Below are 13,742 nucleotides of genomic sequence, written 5' to 3' on the forward strand. Positions count from 1 at the left end.
CGATGCGCGAAATTCGCGAAAAAAGCAGATTCTCCGGCGCGTATTCAGCCTTTTCGTGTGTTTCGCGTGCTTCGTATTCTAAAGAAGATGCGCCGGGTGTCGTTGAACCTGGAAGCGGCAGTTGGACGGCCTCTGACGTGCGTCCCGCGGGGTGTCCGGCAAGGCACAAGGAGGCGCAATCGCTGCGCTATTGCCGCGAGTTGTAACACCGCCGGGCGCCGCGCGGGGCGTGCCTCGGGGGTCGTAGTGCCCCTCACCTCGCTGACGAACCTGCCTCGCGCAAAGAGTCGATAGGATTTCAAAGACTTGAATCGATGGCGAAGCGGTCAACTGGCGTTTCTAGGTTGAATCATCGCTCAGCGCCGCCGCGTCAGGATCGCCTCCTCCTGCCGGCCGATCTCCTCGAGCTCTTGGCGCAGGACGACGCCCTCGCCGACCGAGACCCGGCCTCGATCGAGGACATCGATGATCTCACCGCGGCGCATGCGCAGCTCGCGCAGGCGCAACCGGTCTTCGTAGCCGACCGCCGTCTCGGACTGGGCGCGCCCCGACGCGGTGCGGGCCTGCACCCGCGCCGCCCGCTCCGCGCGCAGCCGGTCGTACTCGGCCCACTCGCGCGCCGAGAGGCCACCCCGGCCGCCGACGCTGAAGGTCGAGTCGTCGATCTCGCGGCTCGCCTGTCCGCCCGCGCAGGGGTGATCGCGATAGACGATGTGTCCGTCGCCCTCCTCGCACTTGTAGATGGCCGCCCCCTGCGCCGACAGCGCGCACGCGCCGAGCAACCAGATCCAACCCGCCTTCACGTCCATTGCCAATCTCCTTCTCGCCGGATGCCGGTGTCACGGACAGAGGATAGTCCGGGATCGCCTCCTCCGCGTTGTCCCCAGCGCTTGTGCGCAGCCTGTGGACAAGTCTGTGAACAAGGTCACCAAGGGCTTGACCCTACGTGCCCATCGGCTGGATCGACCGAAAACGCGCCAACCGCCGGCAGACCGCACCAAGGCCGGGCAAACGACTGAAAAGTCAAGCCCGGATTGCAGGCCAGCGACTGGCCTGCACCGCCCGACCAGCAGGTTGGCGGCGAGCCGGGCGATTCATCCCCAACCCCTGTCGAAAGCCTGTGGACAAGTCTGTGAACAGGGCCGCTAAGGCGCTGACCGCACGAAGCGGGCGGTCGGATCGATCGGAATCTGGTCAATCGCCCCGACCATCGCCCCGACCAGGTCTCACCGCGGCCCGCGAGGCGCTGTGTCGATCCCAACAAGCCCCCGCCGATGCCGCTGTCGCATTACCGACAGCGGCACTCCCCAGCACCCGACGGGGATCGCAAAAACAACGGGCTGCGGCCCTTCAAGAGCTAGGCACGCCGATTGCATTCAGCCCAGCAGATGCGAATTCGATGGCGTCGGGAGCGGCCGGCCCCGACACCCAAACGAGACTTGGAGACCGCGTGATGGCGCTACGACTGATCGATGGGGACGAGGGCGGTGTCGACGCCACGAAGGGCGGGTGCGCAGCGAGCGCCTGCGGCAGCCGCCCCGACGCGCTCGCGCACCTGCCGGAGGCCGTGCGGGCGAAGGTCTACAACCACCCCTGCTTCTCCGAAGAGGCGCACCACCATTACGCGCGGATGCACGTCGCGGTGGCGCCGGCCTGCAACATCCAGTGCCACTACTGCAACCGCAAGTACGACTGCGCCAACGAGTCGCGCCCCGGCGTCGTCTCCGAGGTCCTGACGCCGGAGCAGGCGGTCAAGAAGGTGCTGGCGGTCGCCGCCCACATCCCGCAGATGTCGGTGCTCGGCATCGCCGGCCCCGGCGACCCGCTCGCCAACCCCGAACGCACGCTCGCGACCTTCCGCGCCCTGTCCGAGCAGGCCCCCGACATCAAGCTCTGTCTCTCGACCAACGGGCTGGCGCTGCCGGGGCTGGTCGATGCGATCTGCGCCCACAACATCGATCACGTCACGATCACGATCAACTGCCTCGACCCCGACATCGGCGCCGAGATCTACCCCTGGATCTTCTGGAACCGACGCCGGATCAAGGGCCGACGCGCCGCCGAGATCCTCATCGAACAGCAGCAGCTGGGGCTCGAGGCGCTGGTCGCGCGCGGCGTCCTGGTCAAGGTGAACTCGGTGATGATCCCGGGCGTCAACGACGCCCACCTCGCCGAGGTCAGCCGCGTCGTCAAGGCGAAGGGCGCCTTCCTGCACAATGTCATGCCGCTGATCGCGAAGCCCGAGCACGGCACCTTCTACGGCCTCATGGGCCAGCGCGGGCCGACGCCGCAGGAGCTGCGTGCACTGCAAGACGCCTGCGCCGGCGACATGCGGATGATGCGCCACTGCCGCCAGTGCCGCGCCGACGCAGTCGGCATGCTCGGCGAGGACCGCAGCGCCGACTTCACGCTCGAGAAGGTCGCCGCGATGCAGATCGACCCGGTCGCGGCGATGCAGCGCCGCCAGGCCGTGCAGGCCGCGATCGAGGCCCGCCGCGAGGCGGCGCGCGCCACACCGAGCGCCCAGCCGGGCAGCGTGCCGGTGGCGCTCACCCTGCCCAAGCGCGCGGTCGAGGCGCCGGCCCCAGCCGCGACGCCCCAAGTCCTGATGGCCGTCGCCACGCGCGGCGATGGCCTCGTCAACCAGCACTTCGGGCAGGCGACGGAGTTCCTGATCTACGCGGTCGACGCCGACGGCGCACGCCTCGCCAGCCGCCAGGCGGTCGATCGGTATTGCACCGGGCCGAGCGACTGCGGCGACGCCGAGGCCGCGCTGGCCGGGGCGATCCGCGCCCTCGCCGGCTGCACCGCGGTCCTCTGCGCTAAGATCGGCTTCGAACCCTGGGGGCGCCTGGAGGCGGCCGGCATCCAGCCCGACGGCGAGCACGCCGACGAGCCGATCGAGGCGGCCCTGACCGCCGTCTACCGGGAGATGGCCGCCGCCGGCCGTCTGCCCGCCGAGCCGAGCCCGGCCGCGCACCGCCAGGCCTGCTGAGACAACCCACAGGAGGAGCCGCCGATGGCCTATCAGATCGTCGAGGGCTGCGTGAGCTGCTGGGCCTGCGAGCCCCTCTGCCCGAGCGCCGCCATCACCGCCGCCCGCCCGCACTTCGTCATCGATGCGGCGCGCTGCACCGAGTGCGCCGGCGAGTTCGCCGACCCGCAGTGCGCAAGCATCTGTCCGATCGAGGGGGCGATCCTCGACGCCCGCGGCGAGCCGGTCAATCCGCCCGGCTCGCTGACCGGCATCCCACCGGAGCGGCGCGCCGCCGCGATGGCCGAGATCCGGGCCCGCTGATGGCCGCCGCCGATGCCATGACGGATGCCGCCCGCCACCGGGAGGCGGTCGCGATCGCCCCGGGCGTGCACTGGATCGGCGCGCTCGACCCGGCGCTTCGGACCTTCGATATCATCCTGCGCACCGAGCAGGGGACGACCTACAACGCCTACCTGGTCCGCGGCCGCGACGGCGTCGCCGTCATCGACACGGTCAAGGCCGAGTTCGCCGAGGAGTTCTTCGCCCGCCTGGAGTCGGTCGCCGACTACGGCGAGATCCGCGCCATCGTGCTCAATCACCTGGAGCCCGACCACAGCGGCGCCCTGCCCGAGCTGCTGCGCCGCGCGCCGCAGGCGACCCTCTACATCTCGGCGCGCGCCCCGGCGATCCTCAACGGCCTGCTGAAGTCCGTCGTGCCGCGCCCCAAGCCGCCGCTAGTCACCGTCAAGACCGGCGACAGCCTGAGCCTCGGCGAGCGTAAGCTGCGCTTCCTGCTCACACCGTTCGTCCACTGGCCCGACACCCAGTGCACCTATCTGGCCGACGAGGGGGTGCTCTTCTGCGGCGACCTGTTCGGCTGCCACCTCTGCGACGGGCGGCTATTCGACGATCGGATCGGCGAGTTCTGGCCGGCGATCGACTACTACTACGCCCACATCATGCGCCCATTCGCCCACCAGGTGCGCGAGGCCTTGGCGGAGATCCTGCCGCTCGAGCCGCGGGTACTCGCGCCGACCCACGGCCCGATCCTGCGCGAGCGCCCGCGCCGCTACCTGGAGCACTACCAGGCCCTGGCGCGGCGCCCGGCCAATGGCCCGCCGAGGCTCGCGATCTTCTACATCAGCGCCTACGGCAACACGGCGCAGATGGCCGAGGCGATCGCCGCCGGGGCCGGCGAGGCGGACGGCGTGCAGGTCTCGACCCACGACATCGAGACCGGCGAGACCGCCGCCTTCCTCGACCTGATCGAGGGCGCCGATGCAGTCGCCTTCGGCTCGCCGACGATCAACGGCGACGCGGTCAAGCCGGTCTGGGACCTCCTCTCATCGCTCGCGACGATCGACGTGAAGGGCAAGCGCGCGGGGGCCTTCGGCTCCTATGGCTGGAGCGGCGAGGCCATCTGGCTCATCGAGGAGCGCCTGCGCGGGCTGAAGATGCAGCTGCCGGTGCCTGGGCTGCGGATCAAGCTGATCCCGAGCACCGAGGAGATCGCCGCCTGCCACGCGTTCGGACGCCAACTCGCCGACTCGCTCGTCGGCGGGCCCGGGAGCGCCCGCACGCTGGACCTCGCCGAGATCGGCTGACGCCGAGCGGGCGAGATCGACACCGAGACCCAACCGAACCGGAGTAGCGAACAGTGCCAAAGGCCAATATCACCTTCGACGACATCGGCAAGACGGTCAGCGTCCCGGCCGGGACGCGCGTGATCGAGGTCTCCGAGCGGATCGGGGCGGGCATCCTGTACGGCTGTCGCGAGGGCGACTGCGGCACCTGCATGATGCAGGTGCTCGAGGGCAGGGACAATCTGACCGAACCCTCGGTACTCGAGGAGAAGGTCCTGCGCGAGAACATGGCCAACGGCCACGATCGCCTCGCCTGCCAGGCCCAGATCATCGGCGACTGCCGGATCCGGCCGGCCTGAGGCGATCCCCGTCGACGAACCGATAGCCTGACGCGTCCCGCCCCGTGGCGGGCGCCTCCCTCGACCGGCGGGGCATCGGTCGGGGGCCTTCGTCTCAGCCCTTGCCAACAGTGGAGACCCTCGATGGCACTCGTGACCTTCTCGAATCCGAACCAGAAAGACAAGACCGTCTATGCCGTCGCCGGCAGCCACACGGAGACGCTGCTGAAGCTCGCCAAGGACAACCGGATCCCCGTCAACTTCGACTGCCAGGACGGCGAATGCGGCCACTGTCTGGTGCGGGTGACGAGCGTCGATGACAAGGACCGCATGGGCTATCACCTGACGGACAAGGAGAAGGCGGTCCTCCAGACGCTCGGCAAGCTCACCGGCGACGACATCGATCGCCTGGCCGTCGACGACATGCCGAGCGAGTGGCGGCTCGCCTGCCAGATGATCGTGCGCGACGAAGACATCCTCGTCGAGTATTGACGATGGCGATGGCCGCGACCGGCCGCAACGACGCCGAGCGGCTCTACGCGCGGCTGATGGCCGGCGCCGTCGGCACCGGCAACGATCGGGTCGTGGCCTGCATCTATGCCAGTTGGTGCACCGGGGCGGGCGCGATGCCCGACTGGCTCGGGCTCGCCCCGGCGGACTTCGCGCGCCTACTGGCCCATCACTTCCCCGGGGTGCGCCTGGACCCGGCCCCGAATCCGGGCCGGGCGCCGCCGGCCGAGCGGCGCGACGAGGCCGACGACCTGGTGCGCCTGATGTGGGCGCACCGCGCCGAGGATTCCCCGGCAGTGCGCTGGATGGCCGAGCTGGTCGCCGCCGGCTGCCTGGCGAGCGATCATCTCTGGCAGGATCTCGGCCTCTGGAGCCGCGCCGACCTCACCGAGCTGATGCGGCGCAACTTCCCGACCCTCGCCGCGCGCAACGACAAAGACATGAAGTGGAAGCGTTTTCTCTATCGGCAGTTGTGCGAGACCGAGGGCATCCGGCTGTGCCGCTCGCCCTCCTGCGAGGCCTGCTGTGACTACCATGTCTGTTTCGGACCCGAGGCCTGAGCCCGAGCGGGGCGACCACCCGATCGCCGAAGGGCGGGTGCGCGAGCGGGCCGCGGCCGCCTACCTGGGCCTCGCCATCGGCGATGCGCTCGGGGCCACCGTCGAATTCATGACCCCGCGGGAGATCCGCGAGGTCTACGGCGAGCACCGCGACATCCTCGGCGGCGGCTGGCTACGGCTGCGCAAGGGCCGCGTCACCGACGACACCGAGATGAGCCTGGCGCTCGGGCGCACGATCCTCGCGCACGGGAGGGTCGAGCCGCAGGCCGTCGCCGAGGCCTTCAGCGACTGGATGCGCACCAAGCCGGTCGACATCGGCCACACGGTGCGCCGCGGGATCTCGCTCTACCGACGCACCGGGGCCGTCGAGGTACCGGAGAACGACTACGACGCCGGCAACGGCGCCTGCATGCGTTGCCTGCCGGTGGCGCTCGCGACCCTCGGTGCCCCGCTCGTGGAGGTCGCCGCCGCCAATCGGCGCCAGTCCCACGTGACCCACCACAGCCTGCTCGCCGACCGCGGCACCCTGTGCGTGATCCGCATGGTGCAGACGGCCCTGCTCGGCGGCAGCCACGCGGACCTGCGCCGGCTCGCCGATGCGCTGGTCGCCGAGGACAGGCGCTACGCCTACGACCGCAAGCGCATGGAGAACCCGGGCGGCTACCTCGTCGAGACACTGCGCGCCGTCTTCCAGGCCCTGTTCGCCACCGAGGACTTCGAGACCGCGCTGATCGACGTCGTCAACCGCGGCGGCGACGCCGACACGACGGGCGCCATCCTCGGCATGATCGCCGGTCCCCTCTACGGGCTCGAGGCCATCCCGCGACGCTGGCGGCGCGTCCTCGATGCCGACACCCGACAGAACTGCCTCAGCCAGAGCCAGGCGCTCATCGCGCTGTCGGCCCGTTACCGCGCATGACCGGGGTGCCGCGCCGACCATCGCACAGAGACGATGGGACAGGCACGGCGGCTACGGCGGTTCCGACGCCGGCGCGGCGGGGGCGCTGAAGAAGCGGTAGGCATTGCGCCCCGCCCGCTTGGCCTCGTACATGGCCTCGTCCGCCTCCTTGAAGAGTCGCGCCCGATCGGCCCGCTCCAGTGGGCTCAGCGCGATGCCGACGCTGACGCCGACGCGCACGACGCGCCGATCGCCGATCGGGATCTCCCGGGCCACGCCGGCGACGATCTTGCGCGCCAACCTCTCGACCACGTCCAGCTGATCGACCCCGCTCATCAGGAGCACGAACTCGTCGCCACCGAACCGTCCGACCGGATCCGACATGCGCACCAACCGCTTCAGCCGCCTGGCGACGGCCATCAGCACGCGATCCCCGGCGGCGTGGCCATAGGTGTCGTTGATCGTCTTGAAGAGGTCGAGATCGACGATCATCAGCGCGGCCCAGGAGCGCGGCGTGGCGCGGGCCGGGTTGAGACGCTCGCCCAGCGCATCGATGAAGCCGGCGCGGTTGAGCAACCCCGTGAGCGGGTCGGTGCGCGCCGCGAGTAGGGCCCGGGCCTCGGCGATCTTGCGCTCGGTGATGTCGTTGACGACCCCCTGGAACATCTCATCACCGATCGGCGTCAGCGTCAGCTGGATCCAACGCACCGACGCGTCGCGATCGGTGCCCCGGATCTGCACGTCGCGGTGGATCGATTGATTGCGCTCGCGGCACAGGGCGATGAGGCGATGCGCCTGGTCGTCGTCCTTGAAGAAGGCCCGCAGGGCCGACAGTTCGTCGGCCCGTTCGGGCACCGGCAGGAGCCGCCGGCAGGCCGGGTTGTAGGACAGCATGCCCCCGGTGCCGTCGAGCAGGAAGATCCCGGTCTCGGCGTTCTCGAAGATCGAGCGGAACCGCTGGCCCTCGATCGCCAATTCCCGACGCAGGTCCCGCTCCTGATGGAGAAGCCCCACCAACCGATCGAGGAGCCGGTTGACGTAGGCGATCAACTCGCCGATCTCGTCCTGCTCGTGGTGGCTGACCTGAGGCAGCCTGCCGCCCTCCTCGGCCGGCAGGCCGAGGAGGGCGGCGACGGCCCGCTTCAGCGGCCGGGTCACGAAGCCGTAGACGACCAGCGCGACGAACGCACCGATGGCCAGGGTCTGGACGAGCATGAGGGCGGCGATGAACAGCGACGTACGCGCAATCTCCGCGTCGAGGGCCGCCTGATCGGGGGTAAGGCGGATCTCGCCGACGTACTGGTCGGGATCGAACGGCGAGACGATCCGGCGCACGATGACCTCGGCGCCAGCGACGTCGCTCGGGGCGCCGCGGCCGGCCCGGGCCAGCGTGAGCGTACCGGTCGCGATGACCGCCTCGGCGACGACCGAGTTGGCCAGGAGGCCGGCGGCGACCTCGCCAGCGAGTTGCGGATCGCGCAGGAAGCAGGCGATGCTCGCCGGGCGCTCGACCGTGTCCAGCAACTCTTGCAGGTGTATCCGCATCTCCCTGCTCTCGCGATCCATGCTGAGGAAATAGCCGAGCGCCAGGTTGAAGGCACCGATCAGGGCGACGACGGTCAGGATCGAGCGCGTCGCGCGCACTGCGAGGCTATGGGCCGAATGCCTTGCCATGGCGTCAGGTACTGCTCTCTATTGCGCCAACGTATGGACGATCTTGACCCGCCCGTCGACGACCCGGTGCCGCTCGATGTAGCCGATCGCCCCCTTGTAGTTCTCGACGATATCGAGCACCTCCTCGGGGCTCTCGGCCTGCCAGGGGGCCGCGCCACGCCCGGAGAAGACCAGGCGCGCCCAGTAGGAGTTGATCTCGGCCGGTTCCTTGCCGACCAGGCAGTAATAGAACTGGCGCTTCTCGTCGTCGGGGCCCGCCAGGTCGACGGTCAGGGCCGCGACCCCGGACGGCAGGCGGCGCTGGCGGCCGAGGAAGATGTTGATCACCTCGGCGCGCGAGAGTTCGCTCACCCCCGACTCCGAGTTGACGATGACCGCCAGGTCGCTGCCGGCCGCGGTCAGGCTGGCGCTCGCATAGACGGCGCAGGCCCAGCCGAGCGCGAGCACCCCCAACCGCAACCGTCGCCGGACGGGACGCTCTCGGGCCGACCTGGATCTGGAACGAGACATCGCGCCGGCCCCCGCTAGAAGACGAAATCCAGCGCGGCGCTGAACAGGGTCGCCCGGCCGTCCCAATCCGGATCCGGATCGAGCCAGAGCAGGGAGGGGTTGTCGCGGCTGTGGACCCAGTCGACCTGGAGCTTCAGCGCGGCATTCCTCGCGAAGTCGAAGCGCGCACCGAGCGACAGGGTATCCTGATCGACCTGAGATGCCTGCAGGATCTGCTCGACACCGTCGTTGATCGCGGCATAGTCGGGGTTGCTATCGGGCAACCCGGTGTCGAGGTGCCGATGCTCGGACTTGATCCGCGAGTAGACGACGTACGGGGTCCAGCGCCCCAACCGGTAGCCGAGCGACCAATAGCCGGCGACATTGTCGGCATAGCTCGGTGTATCGGACCAGAGATAGCGCAGCTGGAACTGGCTCTGCAGCGGCCCGGCATCGTAGACGATACCGGCGGAGAGGAATTGCAGGCTCTTCTCGGCGAGCGTCAACTCGTCGGCGAGCGCGACCGCCTCGGGCACACCAGTCCCGCGCAGGGCATCGAGCACGGGGGCATAGAGCTCGAATTCGTGCTTCCGTCGCATGACCCCGACGCCGACGCGCATCTGCCAATGGGGGTCCTGATAGTCGAGGTAGCCACCCCACAGGGTGGTGCCCTCCATCTCGTAGTTCGGGCCCTGCGGCGAGGTGTGCGTTTCGTTGAGCAGACCGGCGAACAGCTTGCCCTTCAGCACGCCGTCGCCGAGGACCCGGGAGACCGTCAGGTCGAGGCCGTCGAGGTACGAGAAGGTGACCTGGCCGAAGTAGTCGACCGGCGGGCGCACCCAGAGGTACGAATAGCCGACGTCGCGCGAATCCGACATCAGGTAGACGTCGTAGCCGAGCCGACCGACGCGCAGACGGATGTCCGGGTCGAACGCATAACCGAGGAAGGCCCAACTGACCTGTGGGCGATAGGTGCCGTCGTAGCGACGCTTGGCGACCAGTTGCAGCACGCCCTCGAGCGGCTCGTTGGGACGCCAGTTGACCTGGACGCCGAGCCGGGAATCCAGACCCAGGTCGAAGCGCCCGTCCGCGGCGCCCTCGGGTTGCGAGCGGTCGCGGAGGAACTCCGCCTCCGCGTTCGCGTTGTAGGCGCCGCCGATCGTGCCGAAGCCGCCGATCGTTAGGGACCCCTCATCGACCACGCGGAGTTCGTCGGCGACGCCGAGACCGGCCTGCGACAGCCCGAGCCCGAGGCAGAAGAGTACCTCCCTGCGCATGGCGGGTCGTCAGCCTCGCCTAACCCGACGCGCGGCCGCTGTCATGCCGACGGACCGGAGCATCCATTGCGTCTCCACCGATACACGATTTAGCCGACTATTTAAAGCGAGAGCCCGCCGGTAGTCAAAGCGATTTCGCCTGCGCCGCGCGACGGATCGACGCCAACGCCACCGCGCGCGCCCCGATCCACCCCGCCGAGGATCGATCGCCGACCGCCCAGCCATCTGGCAAGAAAGGCCGCAGAACGAACCCGTCCTGCCCTCGGACCAGGGCGCCATTGACTTAGTGTAGCGATTACACTATCGTCCGCCCTATCAGGCTCAGGCAACCGCAATGACCGGTCCTTACTGCTACCGCTACCCGCACCCCGCGGTGACCACCGACATCTGCGTCTTCACGATCCGCGACGCGCAGCTCCAGGTCCTGCTGATCCGCCGCGGCGGCGAGCCCTTCCGCGGCCAGTGGGCGTTGCCGGGCGGCTTCCTCGACCCGCACGAGGACCTCGATCGGTGCGCGGCGCGCGAGCTCGCCGAGGAGACCGGCCTCGCCGGCCTGTACCTGGAGCAACTCTACACCTTCGGCCGCCCCGACCGCGACCCGCGCGAGCGGGTCGTGAGCGTCGCCTACTTCGCCCTCGTGCCCTCCCAGCGGCTCGTGGTGCGGGCCGCGAGCGACGCGGCCGACGCCGCCTGGCACCCCTTCAGCGCCCTGCCGCCGCTGGCCTTCGACCACGGCGAGATCCTCGCCCTCGCCCACCAGCGCCTCACGGCCAAGCTCGGCTATTCGGGGATCGCCTTTGAATTCCTGCCGAACACCTTCACATTGAGTGACTTACAGCGGATCTACGAGATCCTCCTCGGCGCCCCCGTCGACAAGCGCAACTTCCGCAAGTGGGCGCTCGGCCTCGCCCGGATCGAAGACACGGGCGAACGCCGCTGCTCGGGCAGCCATCGGCCGGCCCGCCTCTATCGCCTCAAGGCGAGCCACCGCGACGACGCCATCGCCTATCCCGGAGCCCTATCATGACCAGCGAAGCCATCGCCAGGCGCCCGATCCTCGTCCCGCAACCGCCGTCCTGGCCAGCCCTCTCGCCGTCCGAGAAGGCGGCGCTGAAGGGGCGCATCCGCGGCCTGCTGGCCGCCCAGGACGCCGCGCTCGTCGCCCACTACTACACCGACGGCGACCTCCAGGAGCTCGCCGAGGAGACCGGCGGCCTGGTCGCCGACTCGCTGGAGATGGCCCGCTTCGGCACGACCAGCCCGGCCAGCACGCTGGTCGTCTGCGGCGTGCGCTTCATGGGCGAGACGGCCAAGATCCTCAACCCGGAGAAGCGCGTCCTGATGCCGGATCTGGCCGCGACCTGCTCGCTCGACGAGGGCTGCCCAGCCGCCGAGTTCGCCGCCTTCTGCGACGCCCATCCGGATCGACGCGTCGTCGTCTACGCCAACACGAGCGCCGAGGTGAAGGCACGGGCCGATTGGGTCGTCACCTCGAGCATCGCGCTACCGGTCGTGCGCCACCTTCACGAGCAGGGTGAGAAGATCCTGTGGGCGCCAGACCGGCATCTCGGGCGCTGGGTTCAGCAGGAGACCGGCGCCGATATGCTCATCTGGCAGGGCGCCTGCATCGTCCACGAGGCCTTCAAGGGCTATGCGCTCGAGCAGCTGCGCCGCCTGCACCCGGACGCCGCCGTGCTCGTGCACCCGGAATCGCCGGCCGAGGTCGTCGCCCAGGCCGATGTCGTCGGCTCGACGACCCAGCTCATCAAGGCCGTCGCGGAGCTGCCCAACGAGACCTTCATCGTCGCGACCGACCAAGGCATCTTCTGGAAGATGCATCAGCTCGCCCCGCACAAGCGGCTGCTCGCCGCACCGACGGCCGGCGTCGGCGCCACCTGCGAGAGCTGCGCGCACTGCCCATGGATGGCGATGAACGCACTCCAGAACCTGGAACAGGTCCTGATACGCGGCGACCAGGAGGTCCTCGTCGACCCGGCGATCCGCGAGCGCGCCCTGATACCGATCCGCCGGATGATCGACTTCGCCCGCGAGCGGGGCATCGGCGGGCGCCTCCCGGAGCAGGCCTGACCAACCGGCGGCGCACCGGCGCCGGCGACGCCTCCCGCCTGGCACCCCGGGCGGCGATGCCTTACCATCCCCGACGAGGCCGGGCATCGAAAAAAAATAACTCCCGGCAACAAAAAGATAACGACGATCGACGCGCCACCCACCGGGCGCACACGTGTTCCGGCGGCTCGCCGGCGCGAACCATCCTGAGGGAGACACCATGGCGAACGCCCGCATCGGGGCCGCCCTGCTCGGGGGCCTCGCACTCCTCGGCATCGGCCCTGGGACGCCGGCCGAGGAACTCCTCGACGGGGCCGATGCCCGCACCCTGGCGGCGACCTGCACCGGTTGCCACGGCAGCGATGGCGCCAGCGCCGGCCCCGCCGTCCCGTCGATCGGCGGCATGGACCCGCCCTACTTCATCGACGTGATGGAAGGCTTCCGTAGCGGCGCGGTCTACGGGACCATCATGGGCCGCATCGCCAAGGGCTACAGCCACGTCGAGATCGAGCGGATGGCCGGCTATTTCCACGACCTGCCGTTCGTCCCCGCCGCCCAGGGCTTCGACCCGGCACTCGCCAAGACGGGCCAACAGCTGCACGCGAACTATTGCGAGCGTTGCCACAACGAGGGCGGCACCGTCCTCGAGATCGGGCCCTACTACGTCCTCGCCGGCCAGTGGGCCACCTACCTGCGCGACACGCTGGAGGACTTTCGCGACGGCCGGCGCCTGCTCGACAAGAAGATGGAGCGCAAGCTCGACCGACTGCTCGAGCGCGAGGGCGAGGCCGGGCTAGAGGCCCTGCTCGCCTACTACGCGAGCCAGCAGTAGCGACTCGACGAGGGAATCAAGACCAAGCGGCGAGCGAACGCCGCCACGGCCGCGGTACCGACGAGGCACGACCGAGTGGCGACCGGGGCGAGCGACGCATGACGCGCCCAGCGTGCCGGACGACGGGCCCCTGGTCGTCGGGACCCGCTCGGCAACGAAAATGCCGCGAGCCGCCCGGCCCACGGCAGCCACCCGAATCGCCTACACTGATACCGGTAAACCGACCGGAGCGTCGGTCGCTCGATCGCGCAGCACGGGTTCGTCACCGGGATGCGGCACCGCTGGCGGTGTCGTCGCCCTTGCTTGTCTGCCTCCAGGAGGAAGCGCCTATGTTTCCGATGCATCGAGGGTTACCGTACCTGGTCATGCTGGCGACCCTGACCGCAGCGTCACCAGGCGCCGAAGGCCAAGGCCCGCCCGGCCAGGCTGCCACGAGTCGCCAGCCCACCCCGATCACGCCGGGCACCCCGGCCGGCGACGCCGCCCGACTGCCGACCATGAACTCCGGCGTCGCCGGCCGGGGTGCCCGGCGTGATC

The 13,742-nt window shown here is 69.6% G+C and carries 15 protein-coding genes; 11 read left to right on the top strand and 4 right to left on the bottom strand.

All coding sequences use genetic code 11. The features are described 5' to 3' along the window. Positions 1 to 356: 356 nt before the first annotated feature. Positions 357 to 809 (bottom strand): DUF4124 domain-containing protein, encoded by a 453-nt coding sequence (locus CKO41_RS11855; RefSeq protein ID WP_200252235.1) that lies wholly within the window; start codon positions 807 to 809, stop codon positions 357 to 359. Positions 810 to 1,453: 644 nt separating this feature from the next. On the opposite strand from CKO41_RS11855, the gene nifB reads away from it, so the two are divergent. The 7 genes from nifB to draG all read left to right on the top strand — a co-directional run bounded on the left by nifB (position 1,454) and on the right by draG (position 6,887). After that, on the top strand, positions 1,454 to 2,995 hold the full coding sequence (nifB, locus tag CKO41_RS11860) for a nitrogenase cofactor biosynthesis protein NifB (protein ID WP_200382398.1): 1,542 nt from the start codon (positions 1,454 to 1,456) through the stop codon (positions 2,993 to 2,995). A 24-nt stretch (positions 2,996 to 3,019) separates the two neighbouring features. Next, complete coding sequence (locus CKO41_RS11865) at positions 3,020 to 3,298, top strand: 4Fe-4S dicluster domain-containing protein (RefSeq protein ID WP_200252229.1); 279 nt, start codon at positions 3,020 to 3,022, stop codon at positions 3,296 to 3,298. After that, complete coding sequence (locus tag CKO41_RS11870) at positions 3,298 to 4,581, top strand: FprA family A-type flavoprotein (protein WP_200382400.1); 1,284 nt, start codon at positions 3,298 to 3,300, stop codon at positions 4,579 to 4,581. Before CKO41_RS11865 ends, CKO41_RS11870 begins: the two co-directional genes overlap by 1 nt. Before the next feature lie 53 nt (positions 4,582 to 4,634). Next, positions 4,635 to 4,919: a 2Fe-2S iron-sulfur cluster-binding protein gene (locus tag CKO41_RS11875; RefSeq protein ID WP_200252223.1), complete on the top strand. Its 285-nt coding sequence runs from the start codon at positions 4,635 to 4,637 to the stop codon at positions 4,917 to 4,919. A 123-nt stretch (positions 4,920 to 5,042) separates the two neighbouring features. After that, complete coding sequence (locus tag CKO41_RS11880) at positions 5,043 to 5,390, top strand: 2Fe-2S iron-sulfur cluster-binding protein (protein WP_200252220.1); 348 nt, start codon at positions 5,043 to 5,045, stop codon at positions 5,388 to 5,390. Between the two features lie 2 nt (positions 5,391 to 5,392). After that, a complete protein-coding gene (locus CKO41_RS11885; RefSeq protein ID WP_338113758.1) occupies positions 5,393 to 5,968 on the top strand; it encodes a nitrogen fixation protein NifQ in 576 nt (191 codons plus the stop codon). Continuing rightward, positions 5,943 to 6,887, top strand: coding sequence for an ADP-ribosyl-[dinitrogen reductase] hydrolase (draG, locus tag CKO41_RS11890; protein WP_200382401.1), 945 nt, complete (start codon positions 5,943 to 5,945; stop codon positions 6,885 to 6,887). Before CKO41_RS11885 ends, draG begins: the two co-directional genes overlap by 26 nt. 51 nt (positions 6,888 to 6,938) lie before the next feature. Here draG and CKO41_RS11895 read toward each other — a convergent pair whose 3' ends face one another. The 3 genes from CKO41_RS11895 to CKO41_RS11905 form a co-directional block, all read right to left on the bottom strand. Next, the gene (locus CKO41_RS11895; RefSeq protein ID WP_200382402.1) at positions 6,939 to 8,540 is read right to left on the bottom strand and encodes a sensor domain-containing diguanylate cyclase; all 1,602 of its coding nucleotides are present in this window, start codon (positions 8,538 to 8,540) and stop codon (positions 6,939 to 6,941) included. A gap of 18 nt (positions 8,541 to 8,558) precedes the next feature. After that, positions 8,559 to 8,993: a hypothetical protein gene (locus tag CKO41_RS11900; protein WP_200382403.1), complete on the bottom strand. Its 435-nt coding sequence runs from the start codon at positions 8,991 to 8,993 to the stop codon at positions 8,559 to 8,561. 71 nt (positions 8,994 to 9,064) lie between these two features. Then, positions 9,065 to 10,306 carry a hypothetical protein gene (locus CKO41_RS11905; protein WP_200382404.1) on the bottom strand — a complete coding sequence of 414 codons (1,242 nt, stop codon included), beginning with the start codon at positions 10,304 to 10,306 and terminating at the stop codon, positions 9,065 to 9,067. A 334-nt stretch (positions 10,307 to 10,640) separates the two neighbouring features. Between CKO41_RS11905 and CKO41_RS11910 the strand changes: the two genes are divergently transcribed. The 4 genes from CKO41_RS11910 to CKO41_RS18470 all read left to right on the top strand — a co-directional run. After that, the gene (locus tag CKO41_RS11910) at positions 10,641 to 11,333 is read left to right on the top strand and encodes an NUDIX hydrolase (RefSeq protein ID WP_200252209.1); all 693 of its coding nucleotides are present in this window, start codon (positions 10,641 to 10,643) and stop codon (positions 11,331 to 11,333) included. Next, a complete protein-coding gene (gene nadA, locus CKO41_RS11915) occupies positions 11,330 to 12,394 on the top strand; it encodes a quinolinate synthase NadA (RefSeq protein WP_200382405.1) in 1,065 nt (354 codons plus the stop codon). Before CKO41_RS11910 ends, nadA begins: the two co-directional genes overlap by 4 nt. A 199-nt stretch (positions 12,395 to 12,593) precedes the next feature. Continuing rightward, positions 12,594 to 13,205, top strand: a complete 612-nt coding sequence (locus tag CKO41_RS11920; protein ID WP_200382406.1) for a c-type cytochrome — start codon at positions 12,594 to 12,596, stop codon at positions 13,203 to 13,205. 329 nt (positions 13,206 to 13,534) lie between these two features. Next, on the top strand, positions 13,535 to 13,742 hold a 208-nt coding region (locus tag CKO41_RS18470; protein WP_207143997.1), incomplete at its 3' end, for a hypothetical protein.

The sequence above is a fragment of the Thiococcus pfennigii genome (assembly GCF_016583835.1).
GTDB classification, from domain to species: Bacteria; Pseudomonadota; Gammaproteobacteria; order Chromatiales; family Chromatiaceae; genus Thiococcus; species Thiococcus pfennigii.

Bases quoted from the DNA above. Each gene is read 5' to 3' on its own strand.
- CKO41_RS11855 (WP_200252235.1), bottom strand. From the start codon at position 809: ATGGACGTGAAGGCGGGTTGGATCTGGTTGCTCGGCGCGTGCGCGCTG.
- nifB (WP_200382398.1), top strand. From the start codon at position 1,454: ATGGCGCTACGACTGATCGATGGGGACGAGGGCGGTGTCGACGCCACG.
- CKO41_RS11865 (WP_200252229.1), top strand. From the start codon at position 3,020: ATGGCCTATCAGATCGTCGAGGGCTGCGTGAGCTGCTGGGCCTGCGAG.
- CKO41_RS11870 (WP_200382400.1), top strand. From the start codon at position 3,298: ATGGCCGCCGCCGATGCCATGACGGATGCCGCCCGCCACCGGGAGGCG.
- CKO41_RS11880 (WP_200252220.1), top strand. From the start codon at position 5,043: ATGGCACTCGTGACCTTCTCGAATCCGAACCAGAAAGACAAGACCGTC.
- CKO41_RS11885 (WP_338113758.1), top strand. From the start codon at position 5,393: ATGGCGATGGCCGCGACCGGCCGCAACGACGCCGAGCGGCTCTACGCG.
- draG (WP_200382401.1), top strand. From the start codon at position 5,943: ATGTCTGTTTCGGACCCGAGGCCTGAGCCCGAGCGGGGCGACCACCCG.
- CKO41_RS11895 (WP_200382402.1), bottom strand. From the start codon at position 8,540: ATGGCAAGGCATTCGGCCCATAGCCTCGCAGTGCGCGCGACGCGCTCG.
- CKO41_RS11905 (WP_200382404.1), bottom strand. From the start codon at position 10,306: ATGCGCAGGGAGGTACTCTTCTGCCTCGGGCTCGGGCTGTCGCAGGCC.
- CKO41_RS11910 (WP_200252209.1), top strand. From the start codon at position 10,641: ATGACCGGTCCTTACTGCTACCGCTACCCGCACCCCGCGGTGACCACC.
- nadA (WP_200382405.1), top strand. From the start codon at position 11,330: ATGACCAGCGAAGCCATCGCCAGGCGCCCGATCCTCGTCCCGCAACCG.
- CKO41_RS11920 (WP_200382406.1), top strand. From the start codon at position 12,594: ATGGCGAACGCCCGCATCGGGGCCGCCCTGCTCGGGGGCCTCGCACTC.